Origin of the sequence: Rhodanobacter sp. B05, assembly GCF_002001085.1 — a bacterium.
Taxonomy (GTDB): Bacteria; Pseudomonadota; Gammaproteobacteria; order Xanthomonadales; family Rhodanobacteraceae; genus Rhodanobacter.
Window position 1 is genome coordinate 60,269 of the sequence record NZ_MUNU01000013.1, and the last position, 23,261, is coordinate 83,529.

The 23,261-nt window shown below is 65.3% G+C and carries 18 protein-coding genes; 8 read left to right on the forward strand and 10 right to left on the reverse strand.

Annotated elements, in window-relative coordinates:
• Window positions 1-276 precede the first annotated feature (276 nt).
• Window positions 277-3,192, forward strand: coding sequence for a TonB-dependent receptor (locus tag B0E47_RS06635; RefSeq protein WP_077513231.1), 2,916 nt, complete (start codon window positions 277-279; stop codon window positions 3,190-3,192).
• Window positions 3,193-3,317: 125 nt separating this feature from the next.
• On the opposite strand, the gene B0E47_RS06640 is transcribed toward B0E47_RS06635, so the two are convergent.
• The 3 genes from B0E47_RS06640 to B0E47_RS06650 all read right to left on the reverse strand — a co-directional run bounded on the left by B0E47_RS06640 (window position 3,318) and on the right by B0E47_RS06650 (window position 8,675).
• The gene (locus B0E47_RS06640; protein WP_077513232.1) at window positions 3,318-4,889 is read right to left on the reverse strand and encodes a sulfotransferase; all 1,572 of its coding nucleotides are present in this window, start codon (window positions 4,887-4,889) and stop codon (window positions 3,318-3,320) included.
• Window positions 4,890-4,961: 72 nt separating this feature from the next.
• Window positions 4,962-6,539, reverse strand: coding sequence for a sulfotransferase (locus B0E47_RS06645; protein WP_077513233.1), 1,578 nt, complete (start codon window positions 6,537-6,539; stop codon window positions 4,962-4,964).
• A 153-nt stretch (window positions 6,540-6,692) separates the two neighbouring features.
• Window positions 6,693-8,675 (reverse strand): UvrD-helicase domain-containing protein, encoded by a 1,983-nt coding sequence (locus tag B0E47_RS06650; RefSeq protein ID WP_077513234.1) that lies wholly within the window; start codon window positions 8,673-8,675, stop codon window positions 6,693-6,695.
• Between the two features lie 104 nt (window positions 8,676-8,779).
• On the opposite strand from B0E47_RS06650, the gene B0E47_RS06655 reads away from it, so the two are divergent.
• From B0E47_RS06655 to B0E47_RS06665, 3 genes are all read left to right on the forward strand, one after another.
• Window positions 8,780-10,111 carry an NAD(P)/FAD-dependent oxidoreductase gene (locus B0E47_RS06655; RefSeq protein ID WP_077513235.1) on the forward strand — a complete coding sequence of 444 codons (1,332 nt, stop codon included), beginning with the start codon at window positions 8,780-8,782 and terminating at the stop codon, window positions 10,109-10,111.
• 125 nt (window positions 10,112-10,236) lie between these two features.
• Window positions 10,237-10,947 carry a thymidine kinase gene (locus B0E47_RS06660; protein ID WP_077513236.1) on the forward strand — a complete coding sequence of 237 codons (711 nt, stop codon included), beginning with the start codon at window positions 10,237-10,239 and terminating at the stop codon, window positions 10,945-10,947.
• 26 nt (window positions 10,948-10,973) lie between these two features.
• On the forward strand, window positions 10,974-11,741 hold the full coding sequence (locus tag B0E47_RS06665) for a hypothetical protein (RefSeq protein ID WP_077513237.1): 768 nt from the start codon (window positions 10,974-10,976) through the stop codon (window positions 11,739-11,741).
• A 1-nt stretch (window position 11,742) separates the two neighbouring features.
• On the opposite strand, the gene mutM is transcribed toward B0E47_RS06665, so the two are convergent.
• From mutM to B0E47_RS06690, 5 genes are read right to left on the reverse strand one after another with little or no spacing between them, the layout of a single operon-like run.
• A complete protein-coding gene (mutM, locus tag B0E47_RS06670; protein WP_077513238.1) occupies window positions 11,743-12,570 on the reverse strand; it encodes a bifunctional DNA-formamidopyrimidine glycosylase/DNA-(apurinic or apyrimidinic site) lyase in 828 nt (275 codons plus the stop codon).
• A gap of 16 nt (window positions 12,571-12,586) precedes the next feature.
• Complete coding sequence (locus B0E47_RS06675) at window positions 12,587-13,084, reverse strand: hypothetical protein (protein ID WP_077513239.1); 498 nt, start codon at window positions 13,082-13,084, stop codon at window positions 12,587-12,589.
• A 3-nt stretch (window positions 13,085-13,087) separates the two neighbouring features.
• The gene (locus B0E47_RS06680) at window positions 13,088-14,443 is read right to left on the reverse strand and encodes a GldG family protein (protein WP_077513240.1); all 1,356 of its coding nucleotides are present in this window, start codon (window positions 14,441-14,443) and stop codon (window positions 13,088-13,090) included.
• The gene (locus B0E47_RS06685; RefSeq protein ID WP_077513241.1) at window positions 14,443-15,198 is read right to left on the reverse strand and encodes an ABC transporter permease; all 756 of its coding nucleotides are present in this window, start codon (window positions 15,196-15,198) and stop codon (window positions 14,443-14,445) included. Before B0E47_RS06685 ends, B0E47_RS06680 begins: the two co-directional genes overlap by 1 nt.
• Window positions 15,195-15,953 carry an ABC transporter ATP-binding protein gene (locus B0E47_RS06690; protein WP_077513242.1) on the reverse strand — a complete coding sequence of 253 codons (759 nt, stop codon included), beginning with the start codon at window positions 15,951-15,953 and terminating at the stop codon, window positions 15,195-15,197. Before B0E47_RS06690 ends, B0E47_RS06685 begins: the two co-directional genes overlap by 4 nt.
• 186 nt (window positions 15,954-16,139) lie before the next feature.
• Here B0E47_RS06690 and B0E47_RS06695 point away from each other — a divergent pair, with 186 nt between their 5' ends.
• Window positions 16,140-17,333 carry a fatty acid desaturase gene (locus B0E47_RS06695; RefSeq protein WP_077513243.1) on the forward strand — a complete coding sequence of 398 codons (1,194 nt, stop codon included), beginning with the start codon at window positions 16,140-16,142 and terminating at the stop codon, window positions 17,331-17,333.
• Window positions 17,334-17,728: 395 nt separating this feature from the next.
• Here B0E47_RS06695 and rpmG read toward each other — a convergent pair whose 3' ends face one another.
• Together rpmG and rpmB are read right to left on the reverse strand one after the other, a co-directional pair.
• Window positions 17,729-17,896 (reverse strand): 50S ribosomal protein L33, encoded by a 168-nt coding sequence (gene rpmG / locus B0E47_RS06700; protein ID WP_007513765.1) that lies wholly within the window; start codon window positions 17,894-17,896, stop codon window positions 17,729-17,731.
• 10 nt (window positions 17,897-17,906) lie between these two features.
• A complete protein-coding gene (gene rpmB / locus B0E47_RS06705) occupies window positions 17,907-18,143 on the reverse strand; it encodes a 50S ribosomal protein L28 (RefSeq protein WP_077513244.1) in 237 nt (78 codons plus the stop codon).
• A 315-nt stretch (window positions 18,144-18,458) separates the two neighbouring features.
• Between rpmB and secB the strand changes: the two genes are divergently transcribed.
• The 3 genes from secB (at window position 18,459) to B0E47_RS06720 (ending at window position 23,124) form a co-directional block, all read left to right on the forward strand.
• Window positions 18,459-18,962, forward strand: coding sequence for a protein-export chaperone SecB (gene secB / locus B0E47_RS06710; protein WP_077513245.1), 504 nt, complete (start codon window positions 18,459-18,461; stop codon window positions 18,960-18,962).
• 9 nt (window positions 18,963-18,971) lie between these two features.
• Entirely contained in the window at window positions 18,972-19,997 is a 1,026-nt protein-coding gene (locus B0E47_RS06715) for an NAD(P)H-dependent glycerol-3-phosphate dehydrogenase (protein ID WP_077513246.1), read from the forward strand.
• 109 nt (window positions 19,998-20,106) lie between these two features.
• A complete protein-coding gene (locus B0E47_RS06720) occupies window positions 20,107-23,124 on the forward strand; it encodes a DEAD/DEAH box helicase (RefSeq protein ID WP_077513247.1) in 3,018 nt (1,005 codons plus the stop codon).
• Window positions 23,125-23,261 lie beyond the last annotated feature (137 nt).

Consider the following 23,261-nt stretch of genomic DNA (forward strand, 5'->3'; position numbering starts at 1 on the left):
AAACGTGTCAGCAGCGGCCGTATTGAGCCGGCGCAGGTAATAACTTGCACCAAGCGCATCGCATATTATTGCGATATACAAGTAAATATCGCATTATTTTGCGTATCTGAGCCAATTGTAAAGGTATTGTTGCGCGCTCTTCCAAAGCCGTGATAGATATGAACGGGACATGGACCGTTCGGATTCGAGCAATGAGTTCGTGTCGCGTATCGATCGACCTAATGACTGACTGCATGTACCGAACCGTTGCGAAAACTCTGAGGGGAGTTCTGAAAAATGATCAAATCAAAAATCACCATGGCGATCGTGGCGGCACTCGCGCTCGGCTATGGCACCGCCTATGCGCAGTCGGCGCCGTCCGATGGCTCCCAGCAGGGCAGCGACCAGCAGCCGGCGCCCGACGTCAAGAACGCCAAAAAGTTGCAGGCAGTCACAGTCACCGGCTCGCTGATTCCGCAGTCCCAGATCGAGACGGCGACGCCGATCATCACGATCACCGCGGACGAGATGAAGGCCAAAGGGTTCACGACGGTTGCGGAAGCCTTGCAGCAGTCCTCCTTTGCGACCGGTAGTGTGCAGGGCATGCAGGACACCAACTCGTTTACCACGGGTGCCGAGACGCTGAGTATGTTCGGCTTGCCGGTCGGCTTCGTGAAGTACCTGATAGACGGTCGTCCGATGGGCAATTTCCCGGGCCTGTACAACGGCAGCGACACCTTCAACAGCCTGAGTGGCATCCCGATGGACATGGTCGACCACATCGACATCCTGCCGGGTGGCCAGTCCTCGCTGTACGGCTCGGACGCGATCGCGGGCGTGATCAACATCGTGCTGAAGAAACATATCGACGCGCCGACCATCGACGTGCGTTACGGCTGGTACAAGGATGGCGGCGGTGCCAACCGGCGCATCAGCTTCGCCGACAGCTTCAGTGCAGGCAAATTCAACTCGCTCGTGGGTTTGCAGTTCGACAGCACCCAGCCGATCTGGACCAAGGACCGCAGCTTCACCAAGGGCTACTTCCAGCAAGGCACCAGCCCGGGCATTCCGTTGCGCGACACTCTGGTTTACGTGCCCTTCAGCTACGATTCAACGATTAGTGGCATGTATCTGAGCGACCCGAATCATTGCCAGAACATCTCCCAGTTCTGGGGCGGCACCACCAGCGAGCACAACCGGCCGGGTCATGGCTTGTACTGCGGTTCGCCAGACACCCCGGGGGCAGGAACCCTGACGCTCGACAGCAAGAGCGCCAGCCTGTACACGCACAACACGTTTGATGTGAACGACGACCTGCAGTTGTATGGCGATCTGCTCTACAACTACTCGGAAAAGAAGTGGGAAAACGGTCCCAACACCACGTGGTGGGGCACGGCCGGCCCCTCGGCCGGGAGCTCGGGTGGCTATTTCTGGGATCCCACGCTGGGCGGTGGCAGCCTGGTCGACCTGCAGCACTCCTTCGCACCCGAGGAAGTGGGTGGCTACCAGCACATCATGAACAAGCAGTATGAGAACGCCTACATGCTGACCCTGGGCGCGCGTGGCACGTTTGGCCAGTCGAACTGGGACTACGACCTCGGCTTCACCCATTCCGACGATCACTTGCGCGAACTCGACTTCCAGCGCGTGGCGGCCGGAGTGGAAGGCTATTACTCCAGTCACGTGCTCGGTCCGCAGCAGGGTACGTATTCGGGCTATCCGGTGTTCACGCCGAATTACGCGGCGATGTGGAATCCGATCTCCCAGGCTGATTTCAAGAGCTTTACCGGCTATTCCAACAGCTTTGCCAAGACTTGGGACAATCTGCTCCGCGGTCAGTTGACCAACGCGTCGCTGTTCCATCTGCCCGGCGGCGATGCGGGTATCGCGATGGTCGTGGAAGGTGGCAACGAAGGTTGGAGCTCCACCCCGGACCCGCGTCTGCTGGAAGATGTGACGATCGACTACGGTAACGGGAACACGGTTACCACGCCTTACTTCTGGGGCACCAGCGCCACGCCAGGCGCCGGCCACCGGTCGCGCGCCGCCGCCACCGTCGAGTTGAAGCTGCCGGTGTTCTCGCAGCTGACCGCGGATCTTTCGGGTCGCTACGACAACTACAAGGTAGGTAACCAGAATGTCGGTGCCGGCACCTACAATCTCGGGCTGGAATATCGTCCGTTCGAGAGCCTGCTGCTGCGCGGCCGTTACGGCACCGCCTTCAAGGTGCCTACCCTGTCTGACGAGTTCCAGCTCCCCAGCGGTTACTACAACACTGTCACCGACTACCTGAATTGCGGCAGGTTGAACTTCACCGGCCCCACGCTCGTCAACTGCCCGCAGAACGTCAGCCCCACCCAGTACAACGGCGAGACGTATGGCAATCCGGCGCTGCAGCCGATCAAGGCCAAGGTGTGGAGTTACGGCGTGGTATGGGCGCCGATCGAGAACATGTCGATGAGCGTGGATTACCTGCACTGGAGCATCAACAACGAGGTCGCCCAGCTCAGCGCGGACACACTATCGAGGACCGAGTATCTGTGCGACATCGGCACGATCGACCCGAGCACGCAGACCTGCAAGAACGCGTTCGACCTGATCACCCGCGGAACGGCCGGCAAGATCATCAACGGCGTGCAGTTGCTCGGCCCGATCACCCACATTGTCACGACCAAGCTCAATGTCGCCAACGAGCAGGTCAACGCGATCACGGCCCATTTCAGCTACGGTCACGATATCGGCTCGCTTGGCAGACTGGTGCTCGGCATGTCCTATTCGGACATGTTGAAGCATGAGTATCAGGACTACGTGATCGATCCGCCGGTCGACCTGCTGCGCCATCCGAATTACAGCACCGATTTCAAGAGCAAGGGGAATGCATCGTTGACCTGGCTGAAGGGTGAGTGGAGCGCCACGGTGCTGGCGAACCGCTTTGGTCGTAGCCCGAATTACGCGGCTTATGCCTCAGACGGCTACACGGCCAAGGGTGCCGCCAAATTGCCGGGGTGGATCCGCTGGAACGGCAGTGTGACCTACAATCCGATCAAGAGCCTCGGACTCTCGCTGCAGGTCACCAATTTGTTCAACAAGATGCCGCCGGTCGATCACACTTACCCGGGAACGACCAGCCTGCCGTATAACACGGACAACTACAACGTCTATGGACGCGCGATGTATCTGGAGGCGAACTACAAGTTCGGCCAAGGCTCCTGATCGTCGCTTGATCCGATTGTCTGCATTACTTCAGTGGCCCCGCTTCGACGGGGCCACTTTTTTGGGGTGCGCATGTGAGGCTCATGACACTGCGATCGTTCCCGCATGAGCCGGGTGCTGCAGAATCAGGGCGTGATGCCGGCGGCGGCCAGCACGGATTGCAGTTCACCCAGCTGCGGCTCGTACTTTTTCCAGCGACGGAGCGAACTCCGGTAGATCGGCGAACGCACCTGGACCACGCTGGCGGTGTTGACCGGGGCAGTGTTGTGCTCGAACTGAAGGCAGTTGTTGTCCCAGGGCAACTGGCAGAACTCCAGCAATTGCCGCGTGCTTGCCTCCTGCGAATCGACCAGGGTCTCGTACCGCACCTCCAGGATGCGGCCGGGAAGCACCCGTTGCCAATGCGCCATCAGCCGATCGAACAGGACGTAGTAACGCCCCGTATCCAGCAGATCGAACGAGTACCCGAAGTTTGGCGACTGCGGTGCGAACAACTGCCGGAAGTTGCTGAGGCAGGTGTCCAGCGGGTCGCGGCGCAGGCAGATGATTTTCGCGTGGGGCAGCGCCCGGGCGATCCAGCCGGCGTAGAGGAAGTTATGTGGGAGCTTGTCGATGAAGCGCGGTCGCTGGCCCGTCGCCGGACGCGTACTGCTGACATAGCGCTCGCCCAGCGCTGCCCAATCAAGCGTTCGCGCTCCCTGAATGGTGTCGTTATCGAGCATCACCGGCGTGCGGCTGCCGGAAGCGCGTTTCAGCGCGAGGCCGAAGTTCAGCAACTCGCCGGCCGAATAGACGTCCGGGTGACTGCTGATGATGCGCTCCACCAGGGTGGTGCCGCTGCGCGGCATGCCGATCACGAAAATGGGCTCGTCCGAGTTGCAGCCTGCCGGGGCACCTGCCGCTGAAGGGAACTCGGTCGTGATCGCCGCAAACAAGGCTTCATCCTGCGCGATGTCGTAACCGCGCCCGGCACCGGCAGCCGACTTGCCTCGGGTGTAGTGCGTGAATGCCGCAGGGTAATCGGCGCAGTCTTCGTATTCCTTCGCCAGCGCCATGTTCAGGTAGGTTTGCGCTTCGAGATTGGTCTCCTGTCCGGGGAGCAGCGATCGCAGGCGTTCGATGTGATTGTCGGCTGTCGATTGCCGGCGCTGCTGGGCCAGGGTGAGATGAGCCTTCCAGAAGCGCGGGTTGATTTCGATGCAGGCTTCGAGTTCGTCCCTGGCGGCATCGATCTCGCCCGTAGCCAGCAGCGCGGTGGCAAGATTGAAGCGATACGGTGCGTGCTTTGGGTTGAGCGCGACGGCGCCGCGAAAAGCGGCCTTCGCCTGGACATGGGCATGGACTTGCGTATACACCACGCCCAACGTGTCCAGCGTGATGGGGTCGTTCGGCGACAGCGCCATGGCACGATCGGCCGCGCCACGCGCCTCGGGCAACATCTTGACCAGGGCCAGCGCCTTGGCGAATTGGGTGAGCACATCGACGCGCCTGGGATCGAGGTCCGCCGCCTGGTGCAGGTGCGAAAGCGCCTTCGGCATCTGCTCGAGCTCCATCGCCGCGACGCCCGCGATGTAGTGTACGGCGGGGTGCCGTGGCGCTATCGGCAGCAGCTGCGTCGCCAGGGCCTGGGCCTTGGGCCACGCATGCTGGTTGAAGGCGGTGGTGAGCTCGGCGAACAGCGCGGCGGAATCGGTCATGGGCAGGTCAGCAGCGGCACGTGGTAAGACACTATCGGGATTCCCGGATGGCGATGCAATGGAATGCCTCTCTCACAGGCCGTCCAGGCCCGCGTCCTGCAGGAGCTTGCGCAGATCGGTCAGCTCGCGTTCGTAGTGTTTCCACTGTCCGATGGATGAGCGGTACATCGGCTGGCGGACTTGCTGTGCACTCATCGTCGCGACGGCGGACGGGTTCCTTTCGAAATGCAGGCACGCGTCATTCCAGCTCAGGCCGCAGTAGCCGATCAGTTCTCGCGAAATCGCTTCCTGCGATCCGACCAGCGCTTCGTAGCTCACCTCATGGATGCGTCCGGGAAACACGCGCCGCCAGTGCGTCATCAGGCGGTCGAACAGGATGTAATACCTGCCCGTGTCAAGCAGGTCGCAGGAGTAATCGAGGTGGATCGACGGATGCGAGAAATACTGGCGGAAATTGCCGAGGCAGGTGTCCAGCGGATTGCGGCGCATGCAGATGATCCTGGCATTGGGCAACGCGTTCGCAATGAATCCTGCATAGAGGAAGTTGTGTGGCATCTTGTCGATGAAGCGGGGCTGGTGTGCGGTGGCCGGGCGGGTGCTCGCCAGATAACGTGCGCCGAGCCGATTCCAGTCGATGGCGCGAGTATGTACGGCCAGTTCCGGATCGAGCAGGAACGGTCTCCGGTTACCCGATTCCTGTTGGAGTGCCGCGGCGAAATTCTGCAGCTCGCCGGCGGCATGGACGTCCGGATGGCTGGACAGGATGCGTTCGACCAGGGTGGTGCCACTGCGCGGCATCCCCATGATGAAGATCGGTTGTTCGCTGGGGTCGCCGCTGGGTGTACCCGAAGAGGCCTCCGGGAATGTCCGCATCAGTGCCTCGAAAAGGTCTTTGTCGCGCTGGCTCGAGTAGGGGCGTGTGGCTCGAGCGGCGGCCTTTCCCTGCACGGTGTGCCTGAAGGCTACCGAATATCTGCCGAGATCTTCATATTCCTTGGCCATGGCCAGGTTCAGGCAAATCGCCGCAGCCGATTCGTTCTGGTGCGTCGCCAACAGGTTCTGCAACCTTGCCAGGTGGTTGCCTTCGGTGGTCTGCCGGCGCAGCTGCGCCAGCAACAGGTGGGCGTACCAGGACGCCGCATCCAGGTCGATGCATGCTTCGAGCTCGCGTTCGGCGGCGTCGACGTCCCCGGTGGTGGTCAGCGCGGTAGCGAGGTTGAGTCGAAAGGCCGCCGAGGTCGGCGCAAGCGACACGGCTAGTCGAAATGCCGCGACCGCTGCCTCATGCGCCTGGGCCTGCACGTAGATCATGCCGAGGGCATCCAGTGTCATCGGATCCTGCGGCTTCAGCACCATGGCGCGATCGGCTTCCAGACGGGCCTCTGCAGGCACGTGGCTGGTCAGGAGCGCCTTGGCGAGCATGGTCGCAAAATCTGCACGTGATGGATCCAGCTCGGTCGCCCTGCGCAAGTAGGCAACGGCCTGCGGCAATTGCTGCAATTCCAGACAGGTCATGCCCGCAATGCTGTAAACGCCGGCGTGTTCAGGAGCAAACGGCAGCAACTCGGTGGCCAGTGCCTGAGCCTCCTGCCATCTGCCCTGCCTGAATGTGGCTACAAGTTGGGCATACAGTTCGGCGGGTTGGGCCATGGGCATCCGGATGGTTTCCTCTGTGTGTCCTGGAGGGCACGCCGTTGCTGTCCATCCCGGAGCGTCGCCGCGCCAAGGCGACGTCGGCAGTCATCGGGCGGGCGGCTCCCGATTGTAGCGTGATCATGCGGGATGGCTGCGGCTGACGCGGGGTCACCCGCCCGCCAGCATCGCCGCGATCTTCGCCATGTGCGACTCGGCGGTTTCCCGGGTCACTTCCTTGTCCGCCTCCGGATCCTTGCCCTGCCAGTGCAGGTCGTCCTGCGGCAGTTCGTGCAGAAAGCGGCTGGGCTGGTTGCGGTGGATGTCGCCGTAGCGTTTGGTCTGCGCGCACCAGGACAGGGTCAGCAACTCCTTGGCGCGGGTGATGCCGACGTACATCAGCCGGCGTTCCTCGTCGATGCGGCCTTCGTCGATGGCGCCTTCGTGCGGCAGGGTGCCGTCCTCGCAGCCGACGATGAAGACGAAGCGGAACTCCAGCCCCTTGGCGGCATGCAGGGTCATCATGCGCACGGCATTACCCGGTTCGTCGCGGTCGGCGTGGCTGAGCAGGGCCAGTTGCGAGGCGAGGTCGCCGGCGGAGTTGCCACCCTTCTGCATCGCCCGAAACCAGTCGGCCAGCTCTTTCAGATTGCCCAGCTTGCGCTCGCGCACGCTGGCGTCGGGCGTGCCGGCGGCGATCTGCGCGGCGTAGCCGGTGCGTTGCAGGATCCGCTCGACCAGGTCGGCGGCGCTTTCGTGCAGCGAGGCGCTGCGCAGTTCGTCGAGCAGGTTCGCGAACGAGGCCAGCGCGGCCGCGGGGCGCGGGGTGAGCTGGCGCAGCACGCCGTCGCTGCGGGTGGCGTCGAGCAGGGAGGAATGGCGCGACTGCGCGATCTGGCCCAGCTTCTCCAGCGTGGTGGCGCCGATCTCGCGCTTGGGCACGTTGACCACGCGCAGGAAGGCGGCGTCGTCGCTGGGGTTGGTCAGCAGGCGCAGGTAGCACAGCAGGTCCTTCACCTCGGCGCGGTCGAGGAAGGACAGCGCGCCGGTAAGGTGGTAGGGGATGCGTGCCAGGCGCAGAGCCTTCTCGAGAGCCCGCGCCTGGAAGTTGCCTCGGTACAGGATCGCCATGTCGTGCCAGCGCGCCTTGTGCTTCTCGGCCAGGGTGGTGACGATCGCGGCGACGCGTTCGGCCTCCTGCTCGGCTTCCTTGCACTCCAGCACGCGAATCGGCGCACCTTCCGGATGCTCGCTCCACAATTTCTTCTCGTGCAGGTGCGGGTTGTTGGAAATCAGTTTGTTGGCCACGCGCAGGATGCGTTTGCCGCAACGGTAATTCTGCTCCAGCTTGATCACGCGCAGGTTCGGCCAGTCGCGGCCGAACTGGTCGATGTTCTCCGGGTTGGCGCCGCGCCAGGCGTAGATCGACTGGTCGTCGTCGCCCACGCAGGTAATGCCGCCGCGTTCGCCGGTCAGCGCTTTGAGCAGGCGATACTGTGCGTCGTTGGTGTCCTGGTATTCGTCCACCAGCAGGTAGCGGAAACGCTCGCGCCAGGCGTCGCGGCATTCGACATCGCTTTCAAGGATGCGCAGCGGCAGCCGGATCAGGTCGTCGAAATCCACCGCGTTGAATGCGGCCAGGCGCTGCTGATACATCTCGTAGATGGTTGCTGCCTCCAGCTCGCGCGGGCTGCGTGCGGCGGCCAGTGCTTCCTCCGGTGAGAGTCCGCCATTTTTCGCGCGACTGAGCAGGTTGCGCAGGCCGAACAGCACGTCGGGCTTCACGCCTTTGGGCGCGAGCTCCTTGACGATGCCGCCGCTGTCGTCGGCGTCGAGCACCGAGAATCCCCGGCGCAGGCCGGCACGCGCATGTTCGATCTGCAGGAATTTCAGGCCCAGCGCGTGGAAGGTGCTGACCGTGAGCGCGGCGGCATCCTCGCTGCTGACCAGCTTCGCCACCCGCTCGCGCATCTCGCGGGCGGCCTTGTTGGTGAACGTGATCGCGGCGATCTTCGACGGCGCCAGGCACTTGCGCCGGATCAGGTATGCGATCTTCTGGGTGATCACGCTGGTCTTGCCGGAGCCGGCGCCGGCCAGCACGAGCAGCGGCCCCTCGCAATGTTCGACGGCGGCCAGTTGTTGGGGGTTGAGCATGGATCGGAACGGTGCAGGATGCGGAGGCCGATGTTAGCAGAGCGGCGCTGGCAGACCCGCCCGCTTCGGCCATAATCGGTCCACGACAGTCGCCGGGGAAAGGCATGGCGGAACAGCAAGTGGAGCAATGTGATGTAGTGGTGATCGGTGGCGGTCCGGGCGGCAGCACCGCCGCAACGCTGCTGGCCCGCAGCGGCTACAAGGTGATCGCGCTGGAGAAGGCATACCACCCGCGTTTTCATATCGGCGAATCGCTGCTGCCGATGAACCTGCCGGTATTCGAGCGACTCGGTGTGCTGGACAAGGTGCGCGCGCTGGGTGTGTTCAAGCCCGGCGCGGACTTCGAGGCGGACAACGCGCGCGGCTACAACACCTACGCGTTTGCCCGCGCGATCGGGCAGAGCCCGCCGCACGCGTATCAGGTGTGGCGGCAGGATTTCGACCGGATGCTTTACCGGCACGCGCGTGAATGTGGCGCCGATGCGCGCGAGGGGCATGAGGTGGTGCAGGTCGAACAGCGCGGTTCGCGCGAAAGCTGGCTGGACGTGAAGACCGACGACGGTGGCAGCTATGCGATCCAGGCGCGCTACGTGGTCGACGCCAGCGGTCGCGATGCGCTGCTGTCCACGAAGAAGAAACTGCGGCGCAAGAACGGCCAGCACCAGAGCGCGGCGATCTTCGGCCACTTTCGCGGCGCCGTGCGGCGCGAGGGCGAGGACGCCGGCAACATCAGCATCTACAGCTTCGCGCACGGCTGGATGTGGATGATCCCGCTGCCCGACGGCGTGATGAGCGTGGGTGCGGTATGCCGGCCGGATTACCTGAAGCAGCGCAAGGGCCGCACGCTCGAGTTCCTGCTCGATACGCTGAAGCTGAGCCCGGCGTTGTGGCAGCGCGTTCAGCATGCCGAGTTGATCGACAACGAAGTGCGCGTCACCGGCAATTATTCCTACGATTCCCGCTGCATGGGCGGCCCGGGCTGGATCCTCGTCGGCGATGCATTCGCCTTCCTCGACCCGGTGTTCTCCTCCGGCGTGTACCTGGCGATGAGCGGCGCGGAGCAGGCGGTGGAGGTGGTCGACGCCGCGCTGCGCGATCCGGCGTGCGAGACGAAGCGGATGCGCGACCTGGAAAAGAGACAGCGTGCCGCCATGGCGCGCTTTTCCTTCTTCATCTACCGCTTCAACGGCCCGGTGATGCAGCAGATGTTCCGCCAGCCACGCAACACTTGGCAGCTGGAGCAGGGCGTGATCTCGATGCTGGCCGGCGACCTGTTCGACACGCCGAAGGTGCTGCGCAAGCTGCGCCTGTTCAAGCTGGTCTACGCGATCAGCTTCCTGCGCGACTGGCGCCGCGGTCGCGCCGAACACCGCTACCGCATGGCCCAGGCCCGCGCGCAGTTCACCGGCGGCAATACGGCTGTGGATCGGGAATAGGGAATGGGGAGCAGGGAATCGGCAGAAGCAAAGGCTCGGCGATCGGACGTGTGAGAAACTGGGAAGTGTGACTCGGCTGCTGCCTCGCGATCTGACCATTCCCTATTTCCTATTTCCGGCTCCCAATGGCCAAACTCTATTTCTATTACTCGGCGATGAACGCCGGCAAGACCACCACGCTGTTGCAGAGTGCGTACAACTACCACGAGCGTGGCATGCGCACGCTGATCCTGAAACCGGATGTTGATACGCGCGAGCATGGCGAACCCCCATCCGACCCTGCGGGCCACCTTCCCCCGCAGGCGGGAGAAGGGAAGAAGGAGCAGCCTGCGGCTGCGGTCACCACGGTGGCTTCGCGCATCGGCCTGAAGGCGAACGCGCGGCGTTTTAGCGGAAACGAGGATCTGTTTGCGCTGGTCGAGGCGGATATTGCCGCACGCGGTGCCTTGCACTGCGTGTTCGTCGACGAGGCGCAGTTCCTGACCAGGGCGCAGGTATGGCAGATCAGCGACGTGGTCGACCGGCTGAACATCCCGGTGCTGGCCTACGGCCTGCGCACCGATTTTCGCGGCGAGTTGTTCGAGGGCAGCCGCTACCTGCTGGCGTGGGCCGACAACCTGGAGGAGATCAAGACGATCTGCCATACCGGGCGCAAGGCCACCATGGTGGTGCGCGTGGATGAACAGGGGCGCGCCGTGACCGACGGCCCGCAGGTTGAGATCGGCGGCAACGAACGCTATGTCTCGGTGAGCCGCGCCGAGTTCAAGAAGATCAGCGCGGGCCAGGGCCGCATCGAGCTGCAGCAGACCGTGCTGCCGCTGGGCGAAGAGCGCTGAGCACGGCCCATAACCCGAGGAATTCCATGAGCCACCCGATCACCATCCCCGCCTGGCAGCGCCCGCACTGGCGGGCCAGCGACGAGAAGATCCTGCTGCAGTTCTACGTGTTCGGGAAATTCGACGCCGTGCGCGTGCCTTCGCAGGACTACGGCAGTCCCGGCCTGCCGGCGGGGCTCACCGCCACCAGTCACCGCCACGCCGACCTGCGCAGCTGGGACGGCTATCCGCTGAAGGGTGCGATGGGCCGCATGTACAAGGCCGATGCGCCGCAGGCTTACCAGCGCGCGCTCGATGCGCCTGAAGTAATGGTGGTGCGCGGTACGCTGGAAGACAGCCCCGCCACGGGCTACCTGCGCGACACCCTGGGCGTGCTGGCGGGCATGCTCGGCGTCGGCGGGGTGGCGATCCTGGACCCGCAGATCCTCAGCCTGCTCGATGCCGCTGCCTGGCGCCGGCACTATCTGATCCGCGACGGCGCGCCGATCCGCCACCATCTGCTGATCCTGTGCGATGGCGAATCCGAACCGGGTCGCTCGTGGATCCATACCCGCGGCATGCGCAAGTTCGGCCGCCCCGATGTAAGCATCCACCACGTGCCCGATGCCGCCATCGACCGCGCCGGGTTGTTATGTGAGCAGTTGGTCGAGTTGCAGGCGCTGGGCGCGCACTTTGCCGAAGGGCAGCGACTGGACGTGGAAGGCGTGTCCGCGGGTGCGGTGGTGCGTCTTGGTGGTGGTCTGGAGGATCCGCAGTTCAACAACAGCTTCGTCGAGCTGACCTGGCCGACATGACTCAGCGCTGGCAGCGCGGACACCAGAACGTGGAGCGCTGGCCCAGCACGACCTGCCGGATCGAGGTGCCGCATACGCGACAAGGTTCGCCGGCGCGGCCATAGACGTTCAACTCGCGGAAGAAATAACCCGGTGCACCATCGGGACTGAGGAAGTCGCGCAAGGTGGTGCCGCCGCGCTCGATCGCCAGGGCGAGGATGCGCTTCACCTCCAGCGCGAGCCGCGCATAGCGCGCGCGAGAAACGGAGCCGGCGGCGCGGCGCGGGTCGATGCCGGCGGCGAACAGCGCTTCGCTGGCGTAGATATTGCCCACGCCGACTACCACCGCGTTGTCCATCAGGAACAGTTTCACCGCTGCACTGCGGCCGCGCGACCGCTGCCACAGCAGGTCGCCGTCAAAGAGGTCGGTGAGCGGTTCCGGGCCTAGCCTGGCCAGCAGTTCGTGGGTTTCCCCCGGCGCCTGCCACAGCAGGCAGCCAAAACGGCGCGGATCGGTGAAGCGCAGGATGCGCGGTGCCTGCGCGCGGGTGCGTTCCAGCGCGATGTCGACGTGGTCGTGCTTGCCGACGGGTGCATCCGGCGGCAACACGCGCAGCACCCCGGACATGCCCAGGTGCAGCAGGGCACTGCCAACCGCCGTGTGCAGCAGCAGGTATTTCGCACGCCGCTCCACCGCGTCGATGCGCTGCCCTGGCAGTTGCTCGCTGATTTCCGGCGGAATCGGCCAGCGCAGATCGCGCCGGCGCAAGATTACGCCCAGCACGCGCCGGCCGATCAGGTACGGCGCGATGCCGCGGCGGGTGGTTTCGACTTCGGGCAGTTCGGGCAAGGGAGGATTCCGCGACTCAATGCAACTCGGTGGTCTTGATTTCCGGTGAGTGCGGCATGTAACGCAAAGACACCAGCGCAATGCGCTGGCCGACCTGCACGTACCGTTGTGGCCCGGTCACCGCGCTGACACCGAAGGCCAGCGACTGGCCATCCAGGTCCAGCACGGCACGCGGCGGCGACAGGCCGATCTTGGCCGGATCGAAGTCACCGAGCGGGCGCCAGCTCAGTACGTGCGCGGCAGCGATATCGGTCAGGTCGTTCAGGCGGTCATCATCGGCCACGCGATTCGGGGTGCCGTCGGTACGCCACCAGTGGCCATCGCGGCGCTTCTCATAGTGCAGCGTGGCGGCGCCGGGCAGGGTCAGGCTGACATGGCGGATGCTTGCCGGATCGAGCGCAGTGAGGTTGCCGTTCTCGCGGCTGGCGTCGCGCTGCAACTGCCAACCGGCGAGCGCGAGCAGCGCCAGCACGGCGCACAGCAGGAACACGCGTTGGCGAGCGGCACGCTTCATCGGTCAGCGCCGACGCCGGCGCCACACGATCGCGCCACCGATCAGCAGCAGCAGCAGCGGCAGCACGATCAGGAAGCCGAAGCTCAGCGCATTCAATTCACCCTGCGAGATGTCCAGCAGCCGGTCCGGCGCGCCGCGCGGCGGCAGGTTGACCAGCTTGTCGTCGCCCAGCAGCCAGTCGAACACGCGCTCGCCCAGCGCGCGGTTGCCGCCGTTGCCGAGGAAGGTGTTGGACAGGAAATCGCCGTCGCCGATCACCACCGCGCGCTGCTCGCTCTTGTCCGGGCTGGGCGACAGGCGGCTCAGCGCGAAGCCGAAATCCAGCGGCCCCTTCAGCTCGCCGGCGGCGGCGTCGAACTGGATGTCCGAGGTCTTCGTGTTGTCGATCGGCTTGAACTCGGTCCAGCTCTGCGGGCCGGAACGCAGGAATGCCTGCACCTCCCATTGCGTGCGCGCCACCTCGGCCAGCGCCGAGACCTGCGGAAACAGCGTGGTCAGCTGGAGGCCTTGAGTGATCGCCTGCGGCGGGTAACTGCCCAGCGCAATCATGCGCGGATCGTGCAGACCCAGCGCCGTGCCGGAGCCGTCGACCAGCACGCCCGGGAGTATGCGCACGCCGAGGGCATGGGCCAGCGGCTTCAGGCCGAGGTCGTCGTTGCCGGGCTCGGTGAGCCACAGCAGATTTCCGCCGTTCTGCACGTAATCGACCAGCGCCTTCACCGCACCTGGCGCCAGCGGCACGGTGGGGCTCGCCAGTACCACCAGATCGGTATGCTCGGGCACCGCGTTGACCTGGGCGAAGTTCAGCGGCACCGCGCGCATGCCGCGGCTTTCCAGTTGCGACATGAAGGTGCCCATGTCGGCATTCGCCTGGCCATCGGCACGTCGTTCGTCGTCGCCGGTGACGAAGGCGACGATGCGGTCGTTGCCGCGCTGCAACCGTTCCAGCGCATTGGTGAGGCTGCGCTCGGAGAGCTCGTCCAGCCGCTGCTGGTGACCCTTGTAGTGCAGGATCAGCGCGCCATCGACGGTGATGCCCAGTTCGCGCATCTTCGCCGGATCCAGCTGCGGATCGACGAAGCGCAGGCTGAGGTCCGGCTTTACCGCCTGATAGCGCTGCAGGAAGCCGGCGATGGTCTGGCGCAGGTCGCCTTGCGGGTTCGCGTAGCTCACGACTTCCACCGGGCCGTCCAGCTGCTTCAGCACGGCGCGACTTTCCGCCGAGAGGCTGATCCGGCCATTCGCGGTCCAGTCGGCACGGTAGGCGTGGCGCGTACCCAGGTAGCCGATGGCCGCGCATGCGAGCACGAGCAGCAGCGCGAACAGCCAGCCGTCCAGACGTCTGAACAGATTGCGCATCAGCCATGCTCCATTTCGGTGGCAAGCCGGCGTGTGGCCAGCGCCAGCGAAAGCGCGATAAGCAGCACGAACCACAGCACATCGGCGCTGGACACCAGGCCGCGCAGCAGCGGTTGCACATGCGTGCTCATCGCCAGCCAGTTGATCGCGCCGCCGTTGACGCCGGCCATTTGCGCACCGAGATTCACGCTCCACAAAGCGAGTGCCACGATCAGTGCGGCGGCGGCGGCGATGGCCGGATGCGAGGCAAAACCCGAGCAGGCCACGCCCAGCGCCGCCAGGGCGGCCAGCATCAGGACGAGTCCCAGGGTGGCGGCGGCCAGCTTGCCCCAGTCCAGATGGGTGGCGTGGGCCAGTGCCAGCGGCATCGACAGCGTCAGCAGCAGCCACAGGAGCAGCCACGCCAGGATCGCCAGATACTTGCCCAGCACGATGCGCGACGCCGGCACACCGGCGGCGAACAGCAAGGGCAGGGTGCCGTTGCGGCGTTCGCCGGCAAGCACCGACATCGTCAGCAGCGGCACCACCAGGAAGGCCATCTGGGCCAGTTGCCCGAGCAGCGGCACCGCCACCAGGTCGGTGAAGCCGGGCCCATCGGGCAGCGCCGCACGCTGGATCTGGCCGGCCAGGAAACTTCCCAGCAGCAGGGTGAAATTCCAGCCGAGCCACGCGAGGGTCATCGCGGCCAGCACCCAGGCCAATGGACGCACCAGCAAGCGACGCCACTCCAGCCGTGCCACCACCAGCGTGCTCATGCGGCCCGCGCCGGGCGAGGGTTCATCGCAATCTCGAAGAAGGTCTTTTCCAGCGCGGCATGGTCGTTGGCACGTACCGCGCCATCGTGTCGCAGCTTGCCTTCGTGCAGGATCACCACGCGATCGCAGATCGCGGTGACCTCGGCCAGCAGGTGGGTGGAAAGGATCACCGCCGTGCCGGCGGCGGCCTGCCCGCGGATCAGCGTGCGCAGCGCGGCCACCTGGACCGGGTCGAGCGCGTTGGCGGGTTCGTCCAGCACCAGCAGTGCCGGTTTGTGCAGTAGGGCACAGGCCAGCCCCAGTCGCTGGCGCTGGCCTTGCGAAAGCACGCCGGCCAGCCGCCGTGCCAGTGGCTGCAGTTCCAGTCGTTCGATGATGCTCGTGCATGCCGCGCGCAGGGCGGTGGCGCGCAGGCCGCGCAGACGACCGTGCGCGGCCAGGTGCTCGGCCACGGTGAGCTCGGGCCAGAGTGGCGCGCGTTCGGGTAGCCAGCCGATCCAGGTGCGGGCCAGTTCGGGTTGCTCCAGGAAGTCCACGCCGTTCAGCTTGATGCTGCCGCGGTCCGGGCGCAGGGCGCCGGCGATCATCGACAAGGTGGTCGACTTGCCCGCGCCGTTGACGCCGAGCAGGCCCAGTACCTGGCCGCGTGGCAGAGTCAGACTCAGGTCCTGCACGGCCGGACGCCCGGCCCGGCGGCGATCGAGATGTTCCAGTTCCAGCACGGGCGCCGATGTCGCGGGAATGATCGTGGTCATTGCGTGATTGTCACGGCGACCCCACTCTTTAACAACTGGCGATGCTCGTGCGTGCGAACCAACACCTGTTTTACGTCCGCCTCTTGACAGACTGTTATCATGGTGGTTCTGCCATGCTGGCGGGTATGGAAAGCCCTCCACTAGACTCCGCCCGTTCCTCTGCAGTTCCCCCACCCGGTGCCCTCCATGCTCGATGCAGTCCTCGACTTTCTGAACAACGGCCTCGCCCACGCAAGCTGGGGCCAGATCGCCGTTTACATGCTGATCGTGACCCAGCTCACCATCTTCACGGTGACCTTGTACCTGCATCGCAGCCAGACCCATCGCGGCGTGGATTTCCACCCCGTGCTGGCGCACTTCTTCCGTTTCTGGGGCTGGCTCACCACCGGCATGGTCACCCGCGAGTGGGTGGCGGTGCATCGCAAGCACCACGCCAAGGTCGAGACCGAGGAAGATCCGCACAGCCCGATGATCTACGGCATCAAGAAGGTGTTCTGGGACGGCGTCTCGCTGTACCGCGATGCCTGCGAGTCGAAGCAGGACATGGAACAGTACGGCCGCGGCACGCCGGATGACTGGGTCGAGCACAAGGTTTATGGCGCGCATCCGTACTGGGGCCCGACCCTGATGCTGTTCATCAGCATCGCGCTGTTCGGCGTGATCGGCGCGGCGCTGTGGGCGCTGCAGATGGTCTGGATCCCGTTCTGGGCCGCCGGCTTCGTCAACGGCATCGGCCACTGGGCCGGCTACCGCAACTTCGAGAGCGCTGATACCGCGCGCAACCTGATCCCGTGGGGTTTCTGGATCGGCGGTGAGGAGCTGCACAACAATCATCACGCGTTCCCCAGCTCGGCCAAGTTCGCGCTGCGCAAGTGGGAATTCGACATCGGCTGGGCGGCGATCTGCGGTTTGCGCGCCGTCGGTTTGGCCAAGGTGCTGCGCGTGGCGCCCTCGCTCGACGTGCGCCCGAACGTGCGCCTGCCCGATGCCGACACCTTGAAGGCGGTGCTTACCCATCGCTTCCAGGCCATGACCGATTACTACCGCGGCGTGATCGTGCCGACCCTGCGCGACGAGGCGCAGCATGCCGGCGAGAGCCTGAAGGCGATGCCGCGCCGGATGCGCCTGGCCATGGCCGATGGTGGCCGCTGGCTCGACAGCGAAGGCCGTGATCGCATGCAGGCGGTGCTGGCCAAGCGCCCGACGCTGAACACCGTGGTCGAGTTCCGCAGCCGCCTCGCGGCACTGATGGAGCAGCGTGGCGCCGAGCAGGCCCTGAAGGGCCTGCAGCAGTGGATCCACGAGGCCGAGGAAAGCGGCATTCGCGCGCTGCAGGAGTTTGCACAGCGGCTCAAGGGTTACGCGGTCGCGACTGCCTGAGTTTGCAGCCAAGTTGTTGTTTCGACAAAACCCGCCGTCTGGCGGGTTTTGTTTTTGGGGCCGGTGAGAGTGTCTAGCCAGAGACCTTGAAATACCTTCCAATGTCGTCATTCCAGCGAAGGCCGGAATCGCTTTTCAACATCGAAGCTGGTCATCGCTTTTCGGTAGGGAAATAGATCCCGATCTGGCCTTTCGCATCAGCCATACAGACCCCGGTTTGAGTAGCCATCCGGGAAAAAGAAAACCCGCCACGAGGGCGGGTTTTCTTGGAGGCATCAGTGTCGCTGGTGCACATGCAGTTGCGGGAGCAAAGGCAAGAGCAGAAGCGATCCCGGCCTGCGCCGGGATGACGTTCCGGCAAAGGCGTTCGCGCGATGCGCGAACGCGCCGTCACGTCACTTGATCTTGCCTTCCTTGTAGATCACGTGCTTGCGCACGACCGGATCGTACTTCTTGAACTCGAACTTTTCCGGGGTGTTCTTCTTGTTCTTCTGCGTGGTGTAGAAGTGGCCGGTGCCGGCCGAGGAGATCATGCGGATCTTGTCTTGTGATTTGTTAGCCATGGCTCAATCCTCAGACCTTTTCGCCGCGGGCGCGCATGTCGGCAATCACGGCTTCGATGCCATTCTTGTCGATGGTGCGCAGGGCGTTGTTGGACACACGCAGCTTGATCCAGCGGTTTTCGCTGGGAACCCAGAAGCGACGCTCATGCAGGTTCGGCAACCAGCGGCGACGGGTACGGTTGTTGGCGTGCGAGACGTTGTTGCCGCTCATCACACCCTTACCGGTGACTTGACATACACGGGCCATGACGACCTCCGTAAGAATGGCTTGTTGAAAGCCGTGATTACCACCCGTTAGCCAGGGTGACATCGGCCCAGCGACGCCAATGCGCCACGCAATGCTGGAGAGTGCTGCAACGCCCGGTCGCGCAGGTTCGTATTGCGTGAAGAACCACCCGGAGAACCGGGCCGACATGGGGCGAGCCGCGTATTCTGGCAGAAATACAGGGTTGTGCGCAATCTTTAGGCGTCCCCATCCGGCTGTTCAGGGGTGCGCAGGACGGGGATGTATGGAACAATCAGTCTCTTTGCTCGACCGCCCAAGACTCAAGAGGAACACCCGATGGCACAAGAGATCACCAACGACCAGGCCAATGGCCAGGCCAGTCAGCCGCAGCTGGTGATGCAGAAGATCTATGTGAAGGATGTTTCCTTCGAGGCGCCGAATGCGCCGCAGATCTTCCAGGAAATCGACGAGACCAGCCAGCCGCAAGTGCAGCTGAACCTGGGCCAGAAGGCGACCGACCTCGGCAACGACCTGTATGAAGTGGTGCTCAGCCTCACCCTGACCTGCACGGTCGGCCAGCGCACGGCCTATCTGGCGGAAGTCGAGCAGGCCGGGGTGTTCGGCATCGCCGGTTTCAACGAGGCCGACCAGGCCGGCATCATCGGCAGCTATTGCCCGAACCTGCTGTTCCCGTATGCGCGTCAGGTGATCTCCTCGATGGTGCTGGAAGGCGGTTTCCCGCCGTTCCTGTTGCAGCCGATCAACTTCGACGCGCTGTTCGCCGAACAGCAGCGCCGCGGGATGGGTGGCGACCAGGCCCCGGCCACGCTCAACAGCTGAGTCCGGCGCATGTCCGACAAGCCGAAGCTGACTGTTCTCGGCGCCGGCTCCTGGGGCACGGCGCTGGCGGCGCTCACCGCGCGCAACGGCGTGCCCACGCGGTTGTGGGGTCGCGATGCCGTTGCGCTGGCGGAGGTGGCGGCGAAGCGTTGCAACGAACGCTACCTGCCGGGCATCAGCCTGCCCGAGGCCTTGCATTACGAAGCCGACCTGGCGGCTGCGGTGCGCGGCGCCGACATCGTGCTGATCGTGGTGCCCAGCCACGCGTTCTCCGCGATGCTGGGTGCATTGGTGCCCCTGCTCGACGCAGGCACCGCGATCGCCTGGGCGACCAAGGGCTTCGAGCCGGGCACCGGACGATTTCTGCATGAACTGGTCGCCGAGAAACTGCCGGGTCGACCCGCGGCCGTGGTCACCGGGCCGTCGTTCGCGAAAGAGGTGGCGACCGGTTTGCCCAGCGCGGTCACCGTGCATTCGGATGACGATGCCTTTGCGCAGCAACTCGCCGGCCTGCTGCATGCACCGAACCTGCGCGCCTATTCCGGTGGCGACATGCTCGGTGCCGAACTCGGCGGGGCGATGAAGAACGTGCTGGCCGTGGCGACCGGTGTCGCCGACGGCATGCAGCTGGGCCTGAACGCCCGTGCCGGCCTGATCACCCGCGGCATGAACGAGATGTTGCGCCTGGGCGTGGCGCTGGGCGCGCGCCCGGAAACCCTGATCGGCCTGTCCGGCCTGGGCGACCTGGTGCTGACCTGCACCGGCGATCTGTCGCGCAACCGACGCCTCGGCCTTGCGCTGGGCCAGGGCGTGGCGATCGACGAGGCGGTGCGCCGCATTGGCCAGGTGGTCGAGAGCATCCTCACCGCCGACGAGGTGGCGCGACTGGCCGACAAGCATGGCCTGGACCTGCCGATCAGCGCCGGCGTACGCGCCGTGCTGCACGGCGAGGTCACGCCGGTGGACGGACTCAAGGCGCTGATGGCACGCGAGCAGAAGCCGGAATATCCACACGGCCTGTTCGGCAACGACTGAAGCGCGGCCGGCGACGCGGGTTCACGCGCCAGCGTGCGCGACAACAGCCGCATCCTGCCCCGGCGCTGCTAAGCTCAAGCATTTGGTCTTCGCCACGGAACGCATGCGGATGCAGCAACCGGACGAGAAGCAACGCGCCGCCAGCGTGCCGGCCGGCGACGACGAAGCCTTGCCGCTGGCCTGGCGGCGGCTGCTGGCCGCGCCCAAGCCTGCCGTGGTCGAGGACCATGGCGTGCTCGGTTTCTTCGTGGAGTTGATGCCGGAAGAGGGCGCCGCGTTTGCCCGTGCGGATGTGGCGCCGGTGCTGCTGACCGTGGCCGAGCATGGCCGCTACAGCCGGCCGGTGCCGCTGGACAGCCGGCATCTGGCGCACTCGCCGCTGCAACCCCATGAGCAGCGCTTGGCGGCCAGCGTGCTCGGCCTGCCGCAGAGCGTGCGCAAGAGTCGCAGCTATGCGCGCCTGGGCGGCCACGTCGGCGATACCCTGCTCGCCGAGATTCTGGATACTGCGCCGTGCTTCCTCGGCGGCCTGGCTGGGCTGCGGCTGTCGCGCGGCAAGTCGCATCAGCTCAACTGGCACTGGCAGATGGAAGCCGACGGCAGCCAGCGCCTGCTGCCGCTGCTGCCGCACGGCCAGCGTTTGCTGCGCATCGATGCGCTTTGGTATCTCGATGCGGAACGCGCCACCCTGGGTCTGTTCGATGCGGCGACGGACGAAACCCAGTGGCTGGATCTGCCGTCGTTGAAGCACGAGCATGGCCGCCGCCTGCGCAACCGCCTGCCGAACAGCCGGCTGGCCACGCGGGTACCGCTGCCGCAGGTATTCGGCGAGGTCAAGCGTTCGCAACTCGCACCCCGACCGGTGCTGACCCTGCACGCGCTGACCCGGCATGCCCGGCTGGCCGCCGGCACGCCGCCGCTGGGTTATGCGCGGCTGGCCTTCGACTACGCCGGCGAACGCCTGCCCGGCCGTGGCGGCGAACCGCTGGTACGCCGCGTGCGTAACGACCAGCTGGTCGAGATCACCCGCCGCCGTGCCGAAGAACTCACCGCGATGGAGCAGCTCGAACGCGTCGGCCTCACCCCCGGCGTGGACACCGAGGGCCTGCCGTGGGACGTGGCCGAGACCTTGCCCGAGGATGCCTGGCTGTTTCCCGGTGCCGGCTACGCGGGCGCGCTGGAGGTCAACACGCCGGCGCGCTGGCTGGCGCTGCGGCCCAAGCTTGAGGAAGAGAACTTCCTGGTCGAGTACGCGCCCAGCTTCCCGTTCGAGGTGCTGGAAGGTCCGGTGCGCTGGTACGGCCAGGCGGTCGAGGACACCGACGACCACGCCTTCGACCTGGAAATCGGCATCGAACTGGACGGCCAGCGGCACAACCTGCTGCCGGCGGTGGCGCAGGCGCTGACCGAGAATCAGCTGAGCCTCAGTCCCGCGGCGAACGAGCCGGAAGACGCGGTGTGGTACGCGCCGGTCGACGCGCGGCGCCGCGTGCCGGTACGGCTGAAGGAACTGCGCGGCCTGCTGGCGCCGCTGGCCGAATACCTGGAGAAGCCGCGCAAGGCGCTGCACCTGCCACGGGTGCAGGCCGGCCGACTGGAGGAACTGGTCGCGGCGATGCCGGAAGGCGGCAGTCTGCAGGCAGCCGAACCGCTGCTCGGCTTCGCTGCGCGCCTGCGTGACGCCGCCGCGCGCGCCAGCGATGCGGTGCCCGAGGGGCTCACCGTCGAGATGCGTCCGTACCAGCGCGAGGGCCTGCGCTGGTTGAACGCGCTGGCCGAGGCCGGCGTCGGCGGCGTGCTGGCCGACGACATGGGCCTGGGCAAGACCCTGCAATTGATCACCCACCTGCTGTCGCTGAAGCAGGGCGGTGCGCTGACCCAGCCGGCCCTGGTGGTGGTGCCGACCAGCCTGATCCCGAACTGGCAATCCGAGATTGCCCGCTTCGCGCCCACACTCAAGGTGTTGACCCTGCACGGGCCGCAGCGCGCGGAGGATTTCGACCAGCTCGGTGCGCAGGACATCGTGCTGACCAGCTACGCCCTGCTGCCGCGTGACGTGGCGCCGCTGCGCCAGCAGCCGTTCGCGCTGATCGTGCTGGACGAAGCACAGCAGGTGAAGAACCCGCGTACCCAGGCGCGCCGTGCCCTGCTCAGCCTGCGCACGGCACGCTATGTCTGCCTCACCGGCACCCCGCTGGAAAATCATCTGGGCGAACTGTGGTCGCAGATCGATCTGGCCGTGCCCGGCCTGCTCGGCGACGAAGGCGCGTTCCGCCGCCACTACCGGCTGCCGATCGAAAAGCAGCGCGACGAGGAATGCCAGCAGCGCCTGAACCTGCGGCTGGCGCCGTTCATCCTGCGCCGGACCAAGGCGCAGGTGGCGAAGGAGTTGCCGCCGAAAACCGAGATCACCCGCCGCGTGGTGCTGGAAGGTCGCCAGCGTGAACTCTACGAAGGCCTGCGCCTGTCGCTGGCCGAGGAACTGCGCGAAGTGATCGCCCAGCGCGGCATCGCGCATTCGGGCATCGTGGTGCTCGATGCGCTGCTCAAGCTGCGCCAGGTGTGCTGCGATCCGCGCCTGGTGAAACTCGAAGTGGCGCGTGGCGTGCACGAATCGGCCAAGTTCGAGTTGCTGATGGACATGCTGCCGGCGCTGCTCGACGAAGGTCGCAAGGTGCTGCTGTTCTCGCAGTTCACCGGCATGCTGAAACTGATCGCCGCCGAGCTCGATCGCCGGCGCATCCGCTACGTCACCCTCACCGGCGATACGCGCGATCGCGCCGAGCCGGTACAGCGTTTCCAGGCTGGCGAGGTGCCGCTGTTCCTGTTGTCGCTGAAGGCCGGCGGCGTGGGACTCAACCTCACCGCCGCCGACACCGTGATCCACTACGACCCGTGGTGGAATCCCGCCGCCGAGGCGCAGGCCAGTGATCGCGCCCATCGCATCGGCCAGGACAAGCCGGTGTTCGTGTTCCGCCTGATCACCAGCGGTACGGTGGAAGAGCGCATCGAAGAGTTGAAGGAACGCAAGGCCGAACTGGCCGCCGCCGTGCTCGAAGGCGGTGGCAGCCGCGAGCGGCTCAATTTCGATCAGGTGGATCTGGATTCGTTGCTGGCGCCGGGCTGAAGCGATCCGTCGCGCCCATTTGTAGGAGCGCACCTGCGCGCGATGCTCTTGGTTTGCGTGACGGAAAGCATCGCGCACAGGTGCGCTCCTACTCAAGAACGCCATCACCGCGAACCGGCGCGCATGCCGGACGTCAC